The 18,826-nt window shown below is 61.0% G+C and carries 20 protein-coding genes and 1 pseudogene; 17 read left to right on the top strand and 4 right to left on the bottom strand.

The features are described 5' to 3' along the window. Window positions 1-197 precede the first annotated feature (197 nt). The 3 genes from E3T46_RS11085 to E3T46_RS11075 all read left to right on the top strand — a co-directional run bounded on the left by E3T46_RS11085 (window position 198) and on the right by E3T46_RS11075 (window position 1,652). Window positions 198-758, top strand: coding sequence for a hypothetical protein (locus E3T46_RS11085; protein WP_241980647.1), 561 nt, complete (start codon window positions 198-200; stop codon window positions 756-758). Between the two features lie 61 nt (window positions 759-819). Next, on the top strand, window positions 820-1,281 hold the full coding sequence (locus E3T46_RS11080) for a hypothetical protein (protein ID WP_134578608.1): 462 nt from the start codon (window positions 820-822) through the stop codon (window positions 1,279-1,281). Continuing rightward, window positions 1,278-1,652, top strand: a complete 375-nt coding sequence (locus E3T46_RS11075) for a rhodanese-like domain-containing protein (RefSeq protein ID WP_134578607.1) — start codon at window positions 1,278-1,280, stop codon at window positions 1,650-1,652. The genes E3T46_RS11080 and E3T46_RS11075 overlap by 4 nt, the downstream gene beginning before the upstream one ends. Window positions 1,653-1,824: 172 nt before the next feature. On the opposite strand, the gene E3T46_RS11070 is transcribed toward E3T46_RS11075, so the two are convergent. The 3 genes from E3T46_RS11070 to E3T46_RS11060 form a co-directional block, all read right to left on the bottom strand. Then, window positions 1,825-2,064: a hypothetical protein gene (locus tag E3T46_RS11070; RefSeq protein ID WP_134578606.1), complete on the bottom strand. Its 240-nt coding sequence runs from the start codon at window positions 2,062-2,064 to the stop codon at window positions 1,825-1,827. Between the two features lie 93 nt (window positions 2,065-2,157). Further along, window positions 2,158-4,476, bottom strand: a complete 2,319-nt coding sequence (locus tag E3T46_RS11065; RefSeq protein ID WP_241980645.1) for a heavy metal translocating P-type ATPase — start codon at window positions 4,474-4,476, stop codon at window positions 2,158-2,160. 15 nt (window positions 4,477-4,491) lie between these two features. After that, the gene (locus E3T46_RS11060; protein ID WP_277870967.1) at window positions 4,492-4,707 is read right to left on the bottom strand and encodes a heavy-metal-associated domain-containing protein; all 216 of its coding nucleotides are present in this window, start codon (window positions 4,705-4,707) and stop codon (window positions 4,492-4,494) included. A 348-nt stretch (window positions 4,708-5,055) separates the two neighbouring features. Between E3T46_RS11060 and E3T46_RS11055 the strand changes: the two genes are divergently transcribed. The 7 genes from E3T46_RS11055 to E3T46_RS11025 all read left to right on the top strand — a co-directional run bounded on the left by E3T46_RS11055 (window position 5,056) and on the right by E3T46_RS11025 (window position 12,169). After that, complete coding sequence (locus E3T46_RS11055; RefSeq protein ID WP_134578604.1) at window positions 5,056-5,385, top strand: metal-sensitive transcriptional regulator; 330 nt, start codon at window positions 5,056-5,058, stop codon at window positions 5,383-5,385. A gap of 717 nt (window positions 5,386-6,102) precedes the next feature. Next, a complete protein-coding gene (locus E3T46_RS11050) occupies window positions 6,103-6,696 on the top strand; it encodes a DUF305 domain-containing protein (protein ID WP_134578603.1) in 594 nt (197 codons plus the stop codon). A gap of 351 nt (window positions 6,697-7,047) precedes the next feature. Next, complete coding sequence (locus E3T46_RS11045; protein ID WP_166790249.1) at window positions 7,048-7,701, top strand: M23 family metallopeptidase; 654 nt, start codon at window positions 7,048-7,050, stop codon at window positions 7,699-7,701. Next, on the top strand, window positions 7,694-8,962 hold the full coding sequence (locus E3T46_RS11040; protein WP_134578601.1) for a M23 family metallopeptidase: 1,269 nt from the start codon (window positions 7,694-7,696) through the stop codon (window positions 8,960-8,962). The genes E3T46_RS11045 and E3T46_RS11040 overlap by 8 nt, the downstream gene beginning before the upstream one ends. Before the next feature lie 162 nt (window positions 8,963-9,124). Continuing rightward, complete coding sequence (locus E3T46_RS11035; protein WP_134578600.1) at window positions 9,125-9,718, top strand: TlpA disulfide reductase family protein; 594 nt, start codon at window positions 9,125-9,127, stop codon at window positions 9,716-9,718. A 2-nt stretch (window positions 9,719-9,720) separates the two neighbouring features. Further along, a complete protein-coding gene (locus E3T46_RS11030; RefSeq protein WP_134578599.1) occupies window positions 9,721-10,482 on the top strand; it encodes a cytochrome c biogenesis protein CcdA in 762 nt (253 codons plus the stop codon). Then, window positions 10,466-12,169 carry a cytochrome c biogenesis protein ResB gene (locus E3T46_RS11025; protein ID WP_134578598.1) on the top strand — a complete coding sequence of 568 codons (1,704 nt, stop codon included), beginning with the start codon at window positions 10,466-10,468 and terminating at the stop codon, window positions 12,167-12,169. Before E3T46_RS11030 ends, E3T46_RS11025 begins: the two co-directional genes overlap by 17 nt. Window positions 12,170-12,379: 210 nt before the next feature. On the opposite strand, the gene E3T46_RS11020 is transcribed toward E3T46_RS11025, so the two are convergent. Next, window positions 12,380-12,862: a DUF4395 family protein gene (locus tag E3T46_RS11020; RefSeq protein ID WP_166790248.1), complete on the bottom strand. Its 483-nt coding sequence runs from the start codon at window positions 12,860-12,862 to the stop codon at window positions 12,380-12,382. Between the two features lie 749 nt (window positions 12,863-13,611). On the opposite strand from E3T46_RS11020, the gene E3T46_RS11015 reads away from it, so the two are divergent. From E3T46_RS11015 to E3T46_RS10990, 7 genes and pseudogenes are all read left to right on the top strand, one after another. After that, complete coding sequence (locus tag E3T46_RS11015; protein WP_134578596.1) at window positions 13,612-14,676, top strand: DUF418 domain-containing protein; 1,065 nt, start codon at window positions 13,612-13,614, stop codon at window positions 14,674-14,676. A gap of 126 nt (window positions 14,677-14,802) precedes the next feature. Then, window positions 14,803-15,258 carry a hypothetical protein gene (locus E3T46_RS11010; RefSeq protein ID WP_134578595.1) on the top strand — a complete coding sequence of 152 codons (456 nt, stop codon included), beginning with the start codon at window positions 14,803-14,805 and terminating at the stop codon, window positions 15,256-15,258. 103 nt (window positions 15,259-15,361) lie between these two features. Next, window positions 15,362-15,511 (top strand): hypothetical protein, encoded by a 150-nt coding sequence (locus tag E3T46_RS17950; protein ID WP_166790247.1) that lies wholly within the window; start codon window positions 15,362-15,364, stop codon window positions 15,509-15,511. 368 nt (window positions 15,512-15,879) lie between these two features. Further along, entirely contained in the window at window positions 15,880-16,815 is a 936-nt protein-coding gene (lgt, locus tag E3T46_RS11005; protein WP_134578594.1) for a prolipoprotein diacylglyceryl transferase, read from the top strand. Between the two features lie 16 nt (window positions 16,816-16,831). Further along, window positions 16,832-17,011 (top strand): annotated as a pseudogene (locus E3T46_RS11000) (cytochrome c biogenesis protein ResB); the annotation flags it as partial. Between the two features lie 86 nt (window positions 17,012-17,097). Further along, window positions 17,098-18,093 (top strand): c-type cytochrome biogenesis protein CcsB, encoded by a 996-nt coding sequence (gene ccsB / locus E3T46_RS10995; protein ID WP_134578593.1) that lies wholly within the window; start codon window positions 17,098-17,100, stop codon window positions 18,091-18,093. A gap of 31 nt (window positions 18,094-18,124) precedes the next feature. Then, window positions 18,125-18,406 carry a hypothetical protein gene (locus E3T46_RS10990; RefSeq protein WP_241980644.1) on the top strand — a complete coding sequence of 94 codons (282 nt, stop codon included), beginning with the start codon at window positions 18,125-18,127 and terminating at the stop codon, window positions 18,404-18,406. The last annotated feature ends 420 nt before the right edge of the window (window positions 18,407-18,826 follow it).

Below are 18,826 nucleotides of genomic sequence, written 5' to 3'. Positions count from 1 at the left end.
CTTGAGCCGGTTGAGGGTCTTGCGCAGGTCGTCGCTGGCGTGGGTCGCGGGTTCGGTGATCCCCATGAGGGTGTGCTCCTGTTCGTAGGCGGATGCGAGGCTGGTTTTGTCTAAGACCAGGATACCCCTTAGGGTATCAGTGTATTCAAATATGACAGCAAACGTTTCACGATGAAAAGTAAATGAGGGCTATTCGAATGCGTGACCAACGCACCCGCAGGGACGAATCACCACGGCGTGCCCCTTGGCGCGGCAAGCTGGCCGGCCTCGGCGGGGACCTGCGTAGCTGGCCCTCTCGCCGCTGGTGGGTTGCTCTGACAACAGCACTATTTACGGTGGTCTTCATTGCCATCCCGACGGACTTGATTGACACGCCATTCTTTTCGCGACAGATCCCGCCGACCGCCTGGTCGTGGCCGGTGCTCATCCTCAGCGCGGTCTTGACGGGCATGGTCACCGCCACCTATGTGGCGCACCCGGAAGGTGCCCCGCCCAGTAGGGCGGCCGGACGATTGGGCATGGCCGGTTGGCTGGTAACGTTCTTCGCGGTGGGATGCCCCGTCTGCAACAAATTGGTTCTCCTCGCTCTCGGCACAACCGGGGCGATGCAATTCTTCGAGCCGGTCCAGCCGTATCTGGCCGCCGCATCCATCGTCTTGCTCGGCTGGGCTCTCTATGCGCGCATGACTCGAGAAAATTCTTGCGGTCTTCCCGCTCGGACCGCTGCCGCGACAGAGACCCTTGATCGTGTTCTCTGACCTACAAACTTGGTCGACTCGACGCTGGATAATCGCGGCCCCCGTTGCCGCAGCCGCGTTCATGGCTTTTGTAACGGGCTACGCGCCCCGGGCGGACAACGCAGACGGTGCCCTCTGGTGGACGGTCGCGGCCACCGCACTCGGAGCCAGCTTGATCGGCTTGATCGTTGCCAGTTATATCGGCACCCCCATCGGCGCCGACGCAACTCTCTGCGACACACGGTGGCCAGCTCTGGGTCTGATAGCGCTGTATCTGACCACCGAAGTGCGCTCCCTAGACCCGATAGTGAGCGGTGCTGCGCGCCCGGTTCTGGCCGCCGCTGCGCTCGCCCTGTTGATCTGGGCCCTGCGCGAACGACTGGTAAGCGAACGCCGAGCCACCACCCGCCGCGAATCGTCAGAGTCCGCTGAGGGTGAGGTCTGCACTACCTGCACGCCCTTGTTCCCGCGCTCCCGGAAAGTCACCCCAGAGCCGATCACACTGCCACCCACTGCACGCACCGGTCAGGATACCCAGCCATGAAGAAAGCACTCACCGGCATCACAATCGCCGTGGCGGCACTGCTCAGCATGGCCGCCTGCGCGAGCCCCGCGCCGGCGCCCTCCATCGCTGTCACCTCCAGTACGGTCATCATCGATGTGCGCACCGCACCAGAGTATGTCGGTGGACACCTTCAGGACGCCATCAATATTGACGTGCAATCCCCGGACTTCGACACTCTGATCGCGGCGCTGCCAATCGACGGGGACTACATCATCTACTGCGCCACCGGAAACCGATCGGCTGCAGCAGCCACCCGCATGGCCAACCTCGGGTTCACCACGCTGACCGATGCTGGCGGCATCACGGACGCATCCGCCGCCACCGGACTGGCCATCGCCATCGACAAATAAGTTCCCTCTCTCCGCGTGTATGCTTCAAGAAAATCGCCAACCGCATCAGTCGGCTCGGTTCCCCAAGCCGGTGTCGTCTCAGCTCACTGTCGCGGTTTGGTGTGCGGTGCCACGATCGGGGCGAAGCATAATGCCGACCAGTGCCGCTGCGAACACCGCGTGATGAGCCAGATCAAATCCTCTCTCGAAGGCGAAATTCGGGCCACCAGTTACTGATGTATTCGCGCTGCTGAGCACATCGGCAAGTGTCGATGCAGCCGGAAAGTATGCCGCTGATCCCCCTCCCGACGTTCATCGAGTGCCTGGCGAGTACGCCGAGCAACATTGCGGCCATGGCCAGAATTGCAACGATCGTCGAGAGGAGGACATGCTTCCGGGAGTGGTCCGCAATCGCGGTGCCGTTAAGAATCATGTCACCTCCTCCTCAGGTTTCGGTTGAAGTCACGCCGATCTCATCCCCGCACAGAGTACCCGATGGTCGGCGATCCCGCCTGAGAGGATCGAATCAAACGACCGACGCAAGATCCCGGGCACTTTGAGGGCGTTTGCTTGACACAACTGCGGCCCCGTTTAGGGCTGCGAATCTGCGCAGCCTGAGGCTGTTGCTGACCACGAAGACTGATGACAGGGCCATGGCGGCGCCGGCGATCAACGGGTTGAGCAGGCCCAGCATCGCGAGCGGGATTGCGGCGACGTTGTAGGCGAAGGCCCAGAACAGGTTGCCCTTGATTGTGGCCAGTGTGCGTCGAGACAAACGAATGGCATCCGCTGCTGCTAGGAGGTCGCTTCTGACCAGGGTCAGGTCGCTTGCTTCGATGGCGACATCTGTTCCGGTGCCCATCGCAATGCCCAGATCGGCGGTAGCCAATGCCACGGCATCGTTCACCCCGTCTCCGACCATGGCAACGACTCGGCCATCTGCTTGAAGTGCCCGGATGACTTCGGCCTTCTCGGCCGGGAGTACGTCGGCCCTGACATCGGTGATGCCAACCGCAGTCGCTACGGCCTGTGCTACCCGGGCGTTGTCGCCGGTGAGAAGTACCGGTCGTAGGCCGAGTTGCCGGAAGTGCTCGATTGCGGCGGCACTGGTGGCTTTCACCACGTCGGATACGGCTAGTACGCCTCGCGCTTCTCCGTCCCAAGCGACCGCGACCGCGGTCTGCCCCTGCTCCTCGAAAGCGGTAAGTGCCGTCTCGAGCTCATTCGGGAGGACGATACTCCAGTGCTCAGCGAGCCAGCGCGGACGTCCGACGAGTACAAGCTTTCCGTCGATGACGGCTTGCACGCCGAGCCCCTGCGCGGAAGCGAAAGATTCCGGCTGGGGAAGCGATCCAAAGCGTTCCCTGGCACCGGTAACAATTGCTGCGGCGATGGGGTGTTCCGAACCGTTCTCCGCCGCTCCGGCGAGACGGAGGAGCTCCTCATCGCTCACGCCGACAATAGGTACGGAGGCAACCAGCGTCATCCGGCCTGTTGTCACGGTTCCGGTCTTGTCGAGCACGATCGTGTCAACGCGGCGCGTTGACTCCAGAATTTGCGGTCCTTTGATCAGGATGCCCAGTTGCGCGCCACGTCCGGTGCCCACCATTAGCGCGGTCGGGGTTGCAAGCCCAAGCGCACACGGGCACGCGATGATCAACGTTGCTACGGCGGCAGTGAAAGCCATCTCCGGCCCCGCGCCGATGAAAAGCCAGACCGCGAATGTGGCCAGTGACAACCCGATCACAACGGGAACAAAGATGGCTGATACCCGATCGGCCAGCCGCTGCACTTCGGCTTTGCCTGTCTGTGCTTGCTCGACGAGTCGCCCCATCTGGGCGAGCTCTGTGTCCGCGCCAACCTTGGTTACCCGCACGACGAGGCGTCCGCCGGAATTCAGGGTTGCACCCACGACCGTGTCGCCGGGTCCGACCTCAACGGGAACGGCCTCGCCGGTGAGCATGCTGGCATCCACTGCCGAATTGCCTTCGACGATCTCGCCATCGGTTGCGATCTTCTCCCCCGGGCGCACGACGAACCGGTCGCCGACGACGAGTAACGAAGTCGGGATGAGGGTTTCCACCCCGTCGCGCAGCACCGTGGTTTCTTTCGCTCCGAGCTCCAGCAGAGCTTTCAAAGCTGCACCGGATCGTTTCTTCGCGCGAGCCTCGAAATAGCGCCCAGACAATAGGAATACAGTGACCGCGGAGGCGACTTCTAGATAGATTTCATCTGCCGCGCCTCTCGGCGAGACCGAAAACGTGAAGGACATCGTCATTCCGGCCATACCGGCTGTGCCGAAGAACAAAGCGTAAAGCGACCAACCCAAGGCGGCCAGCACCCCCACGCTGATCAGAGTGTCCATCGTTGCCGCTCCGTGACGGGCATTGATCCATGCCGCGCGGTGAAAGGGCCACGCACCCCAAACGGCTACGGGCGCTGCCAGAGTGAGGGCGAGCCACTGCCAGTTGGTGAACTGCAGTACGGGAATCATCGACATGGCTGCGACTGGAACCGCGAGTACCGCGGAGATCACCAGTCTCCGTCGAAGGCTCGACACCTCACGATCAGCGTCCGTGGGCTCCTCGGAATGCGGCTCGTCACTGACGACCGGTCGAGGGAGCGCAGCCGTGTATCCGGTCGCCTCGATTGTCGCGATCGCGTCCGTGATACTCGTGCCCTTCGGCACGAACACACTCGCCTTCTCGGTCGAGTAGTTCACCGAAGCCTCGACACCAGGCATCCGATTGAGCTTCTTCTCAATCCGCGCCGCGCACGACGCGCACGTCATCCCACCAACGTCGAGTACAACCTGCTCACCACTCATCGACACCGCTCCAGTCATTTCAGCATCGCCTGTCTAGTCAGACGCCAAGTCGTAGCCCGCCTCATCGATCGCTGCGGCTACTGCCGCGCGATCCAGAGCGTCGGTACTGGAGACAGTAACTCGCGACGCTCCACCCACGACGAGCTGAACATCAACGCTCTTGACTCCACTCAGTCGGCTGACCTCTGCGGTCACGCTAGACACGCAGTGCCCGCAGGTCATCCCTGATACTTCGTACGTGCGCGTCATCAATCCAACGTCGGCAGAAGCCGCACCCGCAGATTCATGAGCATGGGTTCCACAGGAGCAGGAGGCGTCGGTCAGGCCGAGGTCATTCGTGTTCGTGTTCGTGTTGCACATGGTAAATGTCCCTTTCGTTCCACAGCGGTTTCACTTTGCACCCAGGATCATGTACCCCCTGGGGGTAATTAGAATTTATACCCCATGGGGGTATCTGTCAAGATTCCTTTTATGGCGACATCAGATGCGTCGTGGAACCACCCTGTCCAATAATACCACTGGGGGGTATACTCGCAGGGAAATTATTGGGAGGATACCCTCGCGCGCACATGAGGCATCCAGACGAGAGGAAAGGGAATGGCCAGGAGTGAAATCACGGAGGCTGCAGGCGGCACGCCCAGCGGCCCTAACGGCTATATCTCCAACAAGGGCGACTACCTGAAGCGTCTGCGGCGCCTCGAGGGACAGGCTCGGGGCATTCAGGGAATGGTCGCGGAAGAGAAATACTGCATCGACATCCTCACGCAAATATCGGCGATGACGAGTGCGCTCCAATCCGTCGCCTTGAGTCTCCTTGGCGACCACTTGAATCATTGCGTACTGGAGGCAGCGTCGGCTGGTGGCCCCGAGGCGAACCTCAAAATACAGGAAGCTTCTCAAGCAATAGCGCGCTTGGTTCGCTCCTAACATCAGCTCACGGGAATGGTTGCGGCCGAGACCGTGCGGGGCATTTGCGGTCAGGTTTCAGCGCGTGCGGGAACCATTCAATTCGTTTTCAGGTTTCAGTGCAGCCATTGGTCTATCCTTTAAGAAGGCTTCAGCCGTTTGACGTGCTGTCTGGTTGCAATAGCGGAGGTGACATGACGTCGGATCGCACGGCGCGCCGAACGGTTGCGCCCGTCAGCTTTTCAGCGATTGTGGCGTTATTTGCTTTAGCCGTGGTGCTCGTGGGTACTTTTGCCATCCATTCTGAATATCCTGGGTCTGTCACGAACCCCCCGGCCGTTATGTCTATCGCTGCGGCTAATTCAGCTGACGAAACTGCGAGTGTGACCGCCGTAGCTATGGTGGCTCATGCGGCCGTGTTGATATCTTCGGGCAGCCAGGACGGCTTGTTGAACTGCGCCCTCCTCGCGATGGCATGCGCTCTCCTACTCATTTTTGTTGCGTCGATCGTCTTGAATCGGCGGCCAGCTTTGTATCGGCGACTCCTCGACGCAGGCGGTCGCATTGGCGTGGCCGTCCGCGAGGCTCCCCTCCACATTTACCGGCCGAACCTGCTCGTTCTTTCTATTAGTCGTATCTGAACCGAAACGCTGCCCACGCGCCAAGACTTGGTTGCGTGGCTTTGCCGTGCACGACGGCCCTTCGGTTTAGAAACGTTTGACAATGAATGGATGAACGATGCTTAGCGTACGAAAATTTTTCCTTGCCACGGCAGCATTGGCGACAGCGCTCACTCTGAGCGCATGCTCCGGCGGAATGGCCGGCATGGACATGGGCAATGACGCCGGGACGACTGACGCCCCGACTGCATCCGCTTCCTACAATGAAGCCGATATCGTCTTTGCGCAGGGGATGCTTCCTCACCACCAGGGTGCTGCTGGGATGAGTGACGTCGTCCTCGCGAAGCACGGCATCGATCAGGCGGTTCTTGACCTCGCTACCGAGATCAAGGCTGCTCAGGAACCAGAAATCGCGCAACTCACACAGTGGCTCACGGCTTGGGGCGCTGATGAGAACGGCATGTCCGGCATGGAGGGGATGGACGGAACTATGTCCTCCGACGATATGACGGCTCTGCAGAATGCATCGGGTGTGGAGGCGAGCAAGCTGTTCCTTGAGCAGATGACCATTCACCACCAAGGAGCCGTGGACATGGCGCAGACCGAGTTGAACGACGGTCAGAACGCGGACGCACGGGCAATGGCCACGACCATCGTGACAACCCAAACCGATGAAATCGCCATCATGAAGGACATCCTCGCCACCCTGTAACCGGCGCTCAATGGAGACGACGTTTCCCCCGAGGTTGGTGACGTCGGTTTTATCTGCCGCTCATCACTGTTCCGTAAGCTGATTCACCTGCAAGGACGTTCTACATGCATTCCGCACAATTTTCGATGCTCCCCTCCCATCGGTTTATGGGCCCACGTGGATAGCGCCGGTCACGTTGCTACGGCACCTCTGGTCGCTGGTGCGCTGCCTTTCATGTCGCGGCGCGACCTGCGTGCGTTGGAAAACCGCCTCGGCAAAAACCGATTCAACACAACCGCATCTGCGCCTACACACCCCTCGCCGAAGCGAGCGTCAATTCGACAGCGAGCTTCTGCCGCCGGGGCAATGGCAATGATTGTTCTCTTCGCCATTGGTGCGTCCCTGCCCGCTCTCGCCGTGAACCCGGAAAGGGGGCAGGCATCACCCACCCCGGCGACCCAAACCGACAACTTGCAAAGTGTCAGCAATTCCAGTGCCGCCACGGTTAAAATTAACCGTGACGGGTTCACCGTCACCGAGGCAGCGAAATCCAAGTCTTACACGGAGAGTGCGAGCAGCGGAGCGTGGTCCAGCCTCGTGCCCATCCAGATGAGCGATCAAGGATGGGCGCTGCCCGTTGTCGGCAGGATTTCGAGCCCCTTTGGTCCACGACCGAACAAGCCCGTTGATGGTGTCGGCGAGTACCACAACGGGACCGATATTGCCGCTCCGTGCGGCCGGCCCGTTTTCGCGGCGACCGGAGGAAAAATTGTCGACGCGGGCTATCAGGGCTCGTATGGCAATTGGGTCCTTATTGACCACGGGAACGGCGTCGAGACCGGGTATGCCCACAACAGCAAACTCCTCGTCGACGTCGGGCAGTTGGTCGTCGCAGGCGAGATTATTGCGGTCGTCGGTACGACGGGCGCCTCCAGCGGTTGCCATGTGCACTTTGAAACGCGTATCGACGGAATCCGTATCGACGCGGAGCCGTTCATGATGGAAAAGGGGATTTCTCTTGGATAAGAGCAGAACTGGCATGTACGTCACGCGGGCCGCCATCGCGATGGTGGCGGTCTTGGCCATAGTGGGGGTTGCAGGCTCGGCCACGGCAGCGGAATACCCGTCATGGTCCGACGTCGAGAGCACCCGCTCTTCAGAGGCTGGCAAGCAAGCCCAAATTGCGGAGCTAAACACGCTCATCACCGGACTCACCGTTGAAGTGGATGCTGCCCGTGCAGAGTCCGAACGCCGCGCCGCTGTCTACGAGGCAGCGCAGATGGCGTTTGACGGGGCGACTTTGCGAGCCACAAATCTGCAGACCCAGGCGGATGAGGCAACAGCCAGCGCTGCTATATCGGGCGAACAAGCCGGTCGCTTTGCGGCGATGCTCGCCCGCTCCGGAAACAGTGATCTTTCAATGACATTATTTTTGGAAGGCCGAGAGGCCGACCAGCTGCTCGATCAGCTCGGCTCTATGAGCAAACTGACTGAGCGGATGAGCCGGGCCTACGACTCGGCAGCAGCCGACCGAAACTCCGCGACGTCGTTGACCGATCAGGCAGAGGTTGCCCGAGAGGTGCTGGGAGATTTGGCGAAGGAAGCCGAAACGGCGCTGACTGACGCGGTGGCCTCCAGCGCCCGCGTGGAAACAGCACTTGCCAACCAACAGCAAGTCGCCGGAACGCTGCAAGCACAACTCGCCGTTCTCATCGAGGACCGCGCTGCGACCGAAGCGGACTACGCCGCAGGAGAAGAGATTCGCCGCGCAGCTGAAGCCGCTGCGGCAGAGGCTCGGGCGGCCCAAGCCGCTGCGGCAGCAGCTGCGGCAGCAGCAGGCAGGCCGGCGGCAGGGAGCGGAAGCAGCACGCCCAACGGCCAGGGCTGGTCGTCGCCGGTCTCGGGCTGGATCAGTTCCGCCTACGGGCCGAGGCCCAACAAACCAGTGGCCGGTGTCGGAGCATTCCACTACGGGACCGATATCGCCGCCGGGTGCGGTCAAGGCGTCTACGCCGTCTACAGCGGGACCGTCGTCTACGCCGGTTGGCTCGGATCCTACGGAAATTGGGTACTCATCGACCACGGCGACGGCACGCGAACCGGTTACGCACACAACAGCTCCATCCTGGTCAGTCAAGGGCAACAGGTATCGGCCGGAGCGACCATAGCCCTCGTGGGCAAGACCGGTGCGTCCACTGGATGCCACCTGCACTTTGAAACACTGGAAAATGGCGCACGCGTCAATCCGCAATCATTCATGAGCGCACGAGGAGTCACTCTTGGCTAGATTCACACTGCCCCACCGCGCTACTTCGGCGCTATCTGTGTCGAACGCAGTATCTTTGCCCACCTCGGTGTGCAGCACGCACGAGACAGGCTCGAGTGTTGCGCGGGGCGGCGGACCGCGCGTGGGCATCCGATGAGCATGCGACGCATCGCAGCCCACCGCATGAGCCGCACCGGATACACCGTCGTCGTGGTCACCGCCGCTATGTTTTTTTTGGCCGGCTGCGCTTCCGACCCGCTTGCCGACCAATATCGCGAGGGTAGCAATAAGGGCTACATAGCGGGCGACGGCAGTGTGACCGAAATTGCGGTCGCCGAGCGAGGCGACCCTGTTGAGTTCAAAGGCTCAATTGAGACAGGAGAGACCGTCACCTCCGGCGACTACCGCGGCGAGGTCCTCATCGTGAATTTTTGGTACGCCAGCTGTGCTCCATGCCGTGCCGAAGCCGGTGACCTGAAAACCCTCAACGCACAGTTCACGGGCCAGGGAGCGGAGTTTCTCGGCGTGAACGTGCGCGACCAAGCGCCCAATGCTCTCGCCTTCAATGCCACATATGACATCGCTTACCCTTCCGTACTTGACGTCGACGACGGCGCGATGCAGCTCGCATTTAGCGGCAGCATCCCCCCGAACGCCGTACCAACCACTCTTGTACTCGATGCGGAGGGTCGGATAGCTGCACGCATTCTCGGCAAGATTCCCGAGGCCTCAATCTTGGAAACATTGATCATCGACACGGTTGCTGAAGGCTCCTAAGCGTGGAAAATCCGTTCGGTGCGATCGTCTTTAGCGGCGAACTTTACTTTGCGATTCCCATTGCGTTACTCGCTGGGTTGGTGTCCTTCGCCTCGCCGTGCATTCTGCCCCTGGTGCCCGGGTATCTCGCCTATATCGGCGGCTTCTCCGATGCGAGCGCCACGGCATCGACGCGCCACCGGCGCGGCCGATACCGGTTACTCGTCGGGGTCGGTCTGTTTATTCTCGGTTTCACCGTCATCTTCGTGTTGACCGGAGTCGTATTCGGTGCAGCAGGGTTCTGGCTGAATCAATATCGTGACCTCGTCACCCGCATCGCCGGAGTCGTCGTCATTTTACTCGGGCTCGTTTTTGTAGGGCAGTTCGGAGCGCTGCAACGCAGCGTCAAATCCTCATGGCGCCCGAAGATGGGCCTCGCCGGCGCACCGGTGCTCGGCGCAGTCTTCGCCGTGGGATGGACACCGTGCACGAGCCCGACCTTGACCGCTATCAATTCTCTCAGTCTCGGGACCGGCTCCCCCTGGCAGGGCGGCTTGCTTGCGTTGTTCTACTCGCTCGGTCTCGGCATCCCCTTTTTACTGATCGCCGTCGGCTTCAGCTGGGCGACCGGCACCGTTCTTTTCCTGAAACGTCACACCCGGGCGATCAACCTTTTCGGCGGTGTTCTGCTGATCATCATCGGAGTGCTCATGCTAAGCGGCCTATGGAACGTGTGGCTCCTCGACCTCCAAGGGGTGATGGGTAACTTTGTCACGGCCATCTGACCATATCGATTCTCACCCGGCGGATACCACCGGTGTCGTGCAGCCCACGCTCGGCCTTGCTGGCTGGCTGCGTTTCGGGTGGCGGCAGCTCACCAGCATGCGGACTGCCCTCTTTTTACTTCTCCTGCTCGCCATTGCTGCGGTACCCGGATCGCTGGTACCGCAACGCTCCGCCGACCCGAATGGGGTCACTCAATACTTCACCGATCACCCTGAGCTAGCGTCGTTCCTCGACAATATTCAGGCATTCGACGTGTATTCCTCCGCCTGGTTCTCAGCGATCTACCTGCTGCTGTTCGTGTCGCTCATCGGCTGTATTATTCCGCGCACTCGCCACCACCTCACGGCATTGCGCGCCACACCACCCGCCACCCCGGCTCGGCTGGCGCGCCTGGCCGGCTTCACTACGCGCGTAGCTCCCGTCGGAACAGAGAGTGCCACCGCGATAACGTCGGCCCGTTCCCTGCTGAAATCTAATGGCTACCGCGTTGCTCTCTATGGCGAGGGCGGTAGTTTGTCCGTGTCCGCAGAGCGCGGTTACACCCGAGAAACCGGCAACCTCGTATTTCACTCTGCACTCGTAGGCCTTCTCGTGGTCGCTGGCTTCGGCGGCGGCTTTGGATTCGCTGGCCAGCGCGTTCTCGTGGAAGGGCAAACCTTCACCAACACTCTTCTCGCTTACGATTCCTTCAACCCGGGGCGTTTCTTCGATGACGCCACCCTGGACCCCTACACGCTCACCCTCGACGAATTCTCCGTAATTTACGACGACCAGAACACCGCCGCTTTGGGCCAGCCCGTGGACTATACGGCCGATGTGACCCTCACCCCTCGGGGCGAAGAACGCGGAACTGACCAAGTGAAGGTGAACGGTCCGTTGCGGAGTGGCGGCACAGACGTTTTCCTCCTGGGGAATGGATATGCGCCATCGATCACCGTATCGAATGCCGACGGTACACCTGTCTTCACCGATAAGATCCCGTTCTTGCCGCAAGATGCGAACCTCACCTCCCTTGGCGTTGTCAAAGTACCCGATGGCCTCCCTGAACAGCTCGGCATGATCGGTTTCTTCTACCCCACGCAAGAAACGGCACGTTCAGGCGCATTTTTCTCGTCCTATCCGGACCTCGTCTACCCGATGCTCACGCTGAACGTTTACACCGGTGACCTTGGACTCGACGAGGGGGTGCCGACATCTGTCTATTCTCTCAACACCGACAATATGACCCAACTGACCGGCGGCCAGACCGGCGTCGAGACGCTCGAACTCCTGCCCGGGGAAACCCTAGACTTGCCCAAGGGACTCGGCACTGTGACGTTTAATAATGCGGATCCCACTGCGCCCAATGGCGACCTTTCCAATTCGGTCCCGCGGTTTGCCTCGTTCGATATTCAGCGTGATCCCACTCAGGCTTGGGTGCTGGTCTTCGCGATTTTGGTCATGCTTGGCTTGCTCACCGGGCTGTCTGTGCCCCGACGCCGCGTCTGGGTGAAGGCGGTGCCGCAGTCTGACGGTACGTTACGTCTCGAATATGCAGGTCTGGCCCGTGGCGAAGACCCAGGGCTTGTAGCTGCCGTGACCGCGATCGCGGACCGGCACTCGACACTCATGGAGGCCCACACCACGAATACACGCACGACGGCTCACGCCAGCGGTTTGGCTCTCGATCAGTTCAACGACGCATGAAACTCGATGACCTCTCGATTTAGGGTTGTATTCGGTGAGGTGCATGACCCCACCTGCCTCGCCATCGCGATTGATCTCGCCCACCGATGGAGGGCCGAGGCGAATTGCGCACTTTCATCTGAATGAACGTACGCCAACGTGTGTTCGCGGCGAGGCGATAAGCTGACGGAACTCAGGGTCGCTGTGCGATTCTGCTGCGTAGTCGTGCTCTTATTTTGCCCCTCGATGAGCGAAAATTAGTCTGTAAAACCACGATCCGAGACACCAATGGGTTGTGGTGAGGATTGTTCCTCCGAGGGCGACCATTCCTCCCAGCACAAATCCCAGCGCTGATAATCCGTAAAAGAAGGACACGGCCGAACCCGCAATGAGCACGGTGGACAGTAGGTAGGAAAACCGTCGTGGACTCGGTGTCGGGGGAAGCGCCGGAGCACCAAAAACATGGCGAACGCCCAAGTTGTAAACCAGATCAAGAATCATGCCACGGGGGAACAGCGCCCCGGTGAGAGGGACGATTGCTCCCACTCCAAGAAAAATAGGCGACTGCAAAGCCAATCCAACAACGATTAAGACAGTGCCCACGGCCGGTGTGAATCGCAGGGGCCGTGCGTAACAGGACTTGGCTTCATCATCGAGACCTCCAAATCCTTGCTCATCCAGGTTGGTCTTTGTAAAGCCACTCAGTGCTGCCATTCTCAAATCCTTCATGCTGGCGCTAGACAACGCCGGTTTCAAATAGTAGGAGCAACACGGCCTATTTCTTCTTTGAGGGTAGCCCCGGAGGGAACTCGTGAAACCTGATTCTCAGAAATAGTTTCGAGAATAAAGTCCTCACATCATCGCACGACCACGACCTCCTAAGTTCTGAAAGACGCTCATGCTCATCGGCTAGCCCCGCTCCTCCGCCACCGAACAAAATCTCACCCTGCAATACCAAGCCTTACTCGCTGCCACCTGCGAACACATCTGTGAGGGTACGAACAGTGGCACCCGCGAGGGGCCAGTTTTGTCATGAGTCACGACCACGGCGGAGCGACCAACAACTCTGCCAGCCAGTCCCGGACCAGCCACCCCAAGACTCACAGCTTTGTCAGTGGCCTATGAGAAACTCGCTGATTCAGACCGTTGGAAAGCAATATATCTGGTGCAGCCGGAGGGCAAATGCGGGGCGGATCGCTCTTGCGCCGAGTCAGGTTATGGTTGCGCTGGCCTGCTGAGTCAGGCTTCACGTCTTCCACACCATGAGCACGACGATGACGGCGGAGGCGTCAAAGAGTGAGAGGTCTTTAATTGGAACGATTGTACGGCTTGCACTCCAGACGGGTAAGTCACAGCACCCGACGGTATGCTCGATAATCGGTCAGCGCTACCTTCGTTGAGCCGCCGGACTATGTGAGTACACCAATCCGGTTGTGTAAATCGGGCGGAGGTTCACTGTGGTCATGGGTCGCCGAGAAGTCATTGCCGAAAGTCGCGATGGCATCGCCGCCGCTGCTGGGCTGGCGTCTGCCGGGGGGCGGCGTATCGTCGGTGTTGACATTGCGCGCGGTTTAGCGATCATCGGCATGTTGGTCGCACACGCAATTCCTCGGGCCGACGAATCCGAACTGCTCGTCGATGGCCGGTCGTCGATCCTTTTCGCGACCCTCGCCGGTATTTCTCTGGGAATCATGACCGGTTCGGAACGAAAAACGGAGCCCGGACACCGGGCGGATCGCGTCGCGAGCATCGCAATGCGTGCGCTGGTATTGTTCCTGCTCGGCGTCACTCTGGGCAGCTTGGGCAGTGAAGTCGCCGTGATTCTCGACTACTACGCGATCATGTTCCTGTTCCTGACACCGGTGCTGTTCCTTCCCCGGTGGGTTCTCGGACTGGTCGCTGCGGTACTGGCGGTGGCCGCACCGGCGTTCGGCGTCGGCGAGGCCGATCCAACCGCGGGGTTCTTAGCGTATTTCGCTCAGTACTACCTCCTTACAGGCTATTACCCGGTGCTAATTTGGCTGCCGTTTTTGCTGGTTGGCCTAATCTCGGCCCGATCAGGCTTGGGCGGAGCGAAAACTCAACTGTGGATGGTCGCAGCCGGGACCATCTCGGCGGTGCTGGGTTACGGTGCCGCGCTACTGCTGCCCGGCATCACCGCGGAAGCGCATTCCGGTTCAACCGCCGAAGTTCTGGGTTCCGGTGGTTTCGTGGTCGCGCTCATCGGCGGGTTACTGTGGTTGACGTCACCGGAACGTGCGCGTGTTGGCACCGGTATCCGAGCCGTTTTGGCGCCGGTCGGCGCCGCTGGCTCAATGGCACTAACCGTGTACACGCTTCAGATCATCACCCTCGCGGTCTTTGCGGTCCTGCGCGACGAGACCGGCGGTGCGGTCGAGTACCCGGGATGGCCGTTGTTGATCGGGATGACGATTGTGTCTCTGCTGTTCGCCACTTTCTGGCGGGCGTTCCTGGGCAATGGGCCGTTGGAGCGCCTACTCGGGCGGGTGACCCGCACCCAACGCTGACGGGCTGCGGGTGCGGCGGCGGTTTCGGGGTCGCCCTGACGAAGCGCGGTGCGCCGGGCCTCCGGTAGTCTAGAAAGGGGTGCGTTGAGCGCCTTCGGTTCAACGGGAATTCTTAGTGGAGGTGACATGAATCTGAACGCCAACCTGGTTGTTTACCGTCCCCGACGGCATGTCATCCGCTCCACGATGGTTGCAGTGTTAACCATGACTGCGATAGTGCTCGGTCTGCTGGCATTGCACTCGGCAGCCGCCGGCGATGAAACGAGTGGTCCGGTCTCGATCGTGTCCGCACATAATGAGAGTGTTCCAGCCGAACCTGCAACAGGAAGTGTTGCGCTCATTACTCCTTACGTCGATGGCGGCTCACACACCGTCGACAACCGCCTCCTCGTCGGCTGCGTGATCATGGGGATGGTCTGCGTCGCTCTGCTCATCCTTGCAACTGTAGTCTTCCTGGCCCGACCGCCCGCGGTGTACCGCCGTCTGCTCGACGCTGGCGGTTTCGTAGTTGACTCCTTCCGTGAGATACCGCTGCACCTGCACCGGCCCAGTCTGACTCTCCTTTCCATCAGTCGCGTTTAGACCGAAACCCAGCGCACGCAGCAGCATCATCATCAGCTGCGTGGCATCGCCGTGCCACACGGCCGCCCGGTTTCTTGAACGTTGGACAATGAATGGAACAACAATGCTTAGAACACGCACCTATTTTCTCGCAACCGCCGCCGTGGCGACAGTGATCACGCTCAGCGCATGCGGCGGAACGTCCGGGATGGGCGGAATGGACATGGGAAACTCCTCGGAGATGACCAACGCCCCGACCGCAACCGCCCTGTAGGTCGACTTCACCTCGCGCCAAGGGCGGAGTGTTTTTTGATGGCCGCTGAAGCCACACACACGGCCCACGGCAAAACGCGCGCGCGGCCCCAGCTTTGCAAACGCTATGGACGAAATACCAGGACCGGGGCGTCGACAACGGTGCTGTCCAGCTTGCCTTCAGGGGGTGGTCGCGCCCAACGCGGTGCCCACCCCCTCGTCGTCGAAACGGAGGGAGGGGCGCCGCGCGGGCGCTCAGACGCATCTCCGACGCGAGCATCCTCGATGCCCTGATCAAGACCGCGCTCGAGGAGAACGACTAATGAAACCTTCACGGTCCGGCGATCCCGCCGTCTCCCCGTACCCAACCCATGAAAGCGTGCCCGGCCTATGAACCTTCTCGCCAGCATCCCAAGCCCCGACATCAGCTTCATCCAACTAGGGCCGTTCCGGGTCCACTTCTACGCGCTGTTCATTCTTAGCGGCATCGCGGCGGCCATCGCCCTCACCTCAAGCCGGCTCAGCCGACGCGGTGGGCAACCGGGCCTCGTCCTTGACATCGCCCTCTGGACCGTGCCATTCGGCATCGTCGGTGGACGGCTCTACCACGTTGCCACCCACCCGAACGACTACTTCTTCGTCGGCGCTGACCTCTGGAAGATCTTCTATGTGTGGGAAGGTGGCCTAGCGATCTTCGGCGCCGTGCTGTTCGGGAGCATCGGCGCGTACATCGCCTGCCGGAGGGCGGGGTTGCGTTTTCTGTCCTTCGCCGACGCGCTGGCACCCGGGATGCTGCTCGCTCAGGCCCTAGGGCGACTCGGCAACTATTTCAACCAGGAACTTTTCGGCGGCCCGACCACGCTCCCCTGGGGCCTGGAGATCGACCCGTCTAACCCGGCGTTCCCCATTGGGCTCCCTGCGGACACTCTCTTCCATCCGCTGTTCCTCTACGAGATGCTGTGGAACCTCGCCGGCGTCGCCGTGATTCTGCTCGTGGACCGCCGCTTCGATCTGCGCTGGGGGAAGGCGCTCGGCCTCTACCTGGTCATCTACGGCACTGGTCGTACGTGGCTCGAAGCCCTCCGGCTAGATCCGACGGAGTTCCAGCTGCTCGGCGTGAAGATTAACATCATCACCGCGGCGCTCGTCGCGGCTATCGGCCTGGTCCTGATCATTGTCCAGTCACGCCGCCACCAAGAACTGGAGATCAGCCCGTACCTGCCCGGTCGGGAATGGTCGGCGGAGAACGCGGAGGCCGGTCAGCCGCCCGTCGAGGCCGACCCCGCAGGGGGCGTTCCCTCCGCGCGGTCCGAGGACCAACCATGATCGCGCAGGGCTTGTAGTGTCGCGTCCACTTGATCATTACGGTTCCCGCCCGGCCGCGTTCGCTGATGGCGTCACCCAGCCGCCGCTCGGCTTTGTCGGTTGGGTGCGCTGGTTCTGGCGTCAGCTCACGAGCATGCGCACGGTGCTGTTCCTGCTGCTGCGCGCGATCGCGGCGGTCCCCGGGACGCTCGTCCCCCCAGCAGCGCGAGCACCGAGAACGGCAGCGCTGGCACCCGTCACGTCGTCCGCCCCGACAACCGAACAGAATTAGAGGCATATCCAATGAATCTTAATGAGTTCTCAATCCTGAGCCTGTACTCAGCCATGGGCCTATACGCGCTCGCCTTCATCGCCTTCTCGATCGACTTGGCCAGGCGCTCCTCGGCAGTCGGCGACGCACAGGGCGCCGCGCAACTCGCGGCCGAATCCGCAGGCTCCGGCGCGGCGCTATCCGGCGGCACGACCACCCTGACCCGGATCAGCGCGCGCATTACCAACGACGCCGCCACCCCTTACGGCCGGTCGGCTAGCCTTCGCGTCGGGGTCTCGCTCACCCTTCTCGCCTGGGCCCTGCACCTGGCCGCAACCGTTTTACGCGGTATCGCCGCGGAGCGCGTGCCCTGGGCGAACATGTACGAGTTCGCGATGACTGGAACGCTGCTCATTATGACGGTGTTCCTGATCGTGCTCTCCAGGGCTGACCTGCGTTTCCTCGGCACCTTCGTTACCGGACTGGTGCTGATCCTGCTGGGGATCGCCGCACTTAGATACTACGTCGAGGTCGCCCCGTTGCCGCCGGCGCTCCAGTCCGCGTGGCTGGTCATCCACGTGTTCGTTGCCTCGCTCGGCACCGGTTTCTTCGCGCTCGGCTTCGCCCTGTCGACCGTGCAGCTGCTGCAGTTCAGGCGGGAATCCCTCGTCGCCGGTACGAAGGCGACCCTGCTGCGTTTCGTGGCCACGCTGCCGTCCTCGGCGACGCTTGAGAACTTCGCCTACCGGCTCAACATCATCGGCTTCATCCTCTGGACTTTCACCCTCATGGCCGGGTCGGTCTGGGCCGAGCAGTCGTGGGGCCGCTACTGGGGCTGGGATACCAAGGAGGTTTGGACCTTCATCATTTGGGTCATCTACGCCGGGTACATTCACGCGCGGGCGACCCGCGGATGGCGTGGCTCACGCTCGGCGTGGCTGGCGATCATCGGTTTCAGCGCCGTCCTGTTCAACTTCGGCATCGTGAACGTCTTTTTCAAGGGCCTGCACTCGTACTCCGGCCTGTAATCCCAGCAACATCAACCCATTAGGAGGAAAAATGAAACACCCACGTGGAGTCGCGGCTACCGAGGCCGCTAAACCAACGCTGAGCGCGGAAGAGCTGGCGAGGAAGAAATACTGGCGGACGCGGCGCTTCGTTCGCATTGGACAGTCGCTGATGCTCGCGGGCGCTCTCGTCGCCCTCGTTCACTGGCTTGCGCATATCGAGGCATTCGGACCACAACAGCCTGCGCTCTGGCTGGACATTGTCGCCGGATACCCGATGGGGGCAATCCTGCTCATCGTCGGCGCAATCATAGCCGGGCAAAAACCGAAATGAACATAGATAGCTTATCGTTCAACGCCGTTTTCTCCGTCGCCTCTACTATTGGAGTCGGCCTTCCTGATGCGCGCGATCACTCACGCCGACCGAAACGAGTGAAAGATCTATGCCTGGATCGAGGCCGAAGAACGCGCCAAAGTCCCGGTCAAGAAGGAACCCCACACCGGTGGGTAAGAACTTCGCCAACATCGTCCTGAGCGGCTAACTTCTCTCGGCCGTCCCGAGCGCGGTGTGGGCTGGCTAGGTGTCCTTCGTATCCCGATGCGTACTGCCGCTAGTCCCCGGCTACCTCGCCTACGTCGGTAGCATAGCCAGCCCGGTCACCCGATTTCCTCGGCCGCGACTCGTCGCCGGTGTTGAGCTCTTCGTCCTCCCCATCTGACCTCACAAATCACGAATCTGAGAGAATCCCCCACA

This window comes from Cryobacterium sp. Hh11 (genome assembly GCF_004404045.1).
GTDB lineage: Bacteria > Actinomycetota > Actinomycetes > Actinomycetales > Microbacteriaceae > Cryobacterium > Cryobacterium levicorallinum.
The sequence above is the reverse complement of the archived record's forward strand: the minus strand, read 5'-3'. Positions and strand labels throughout refer to the sequence as shown.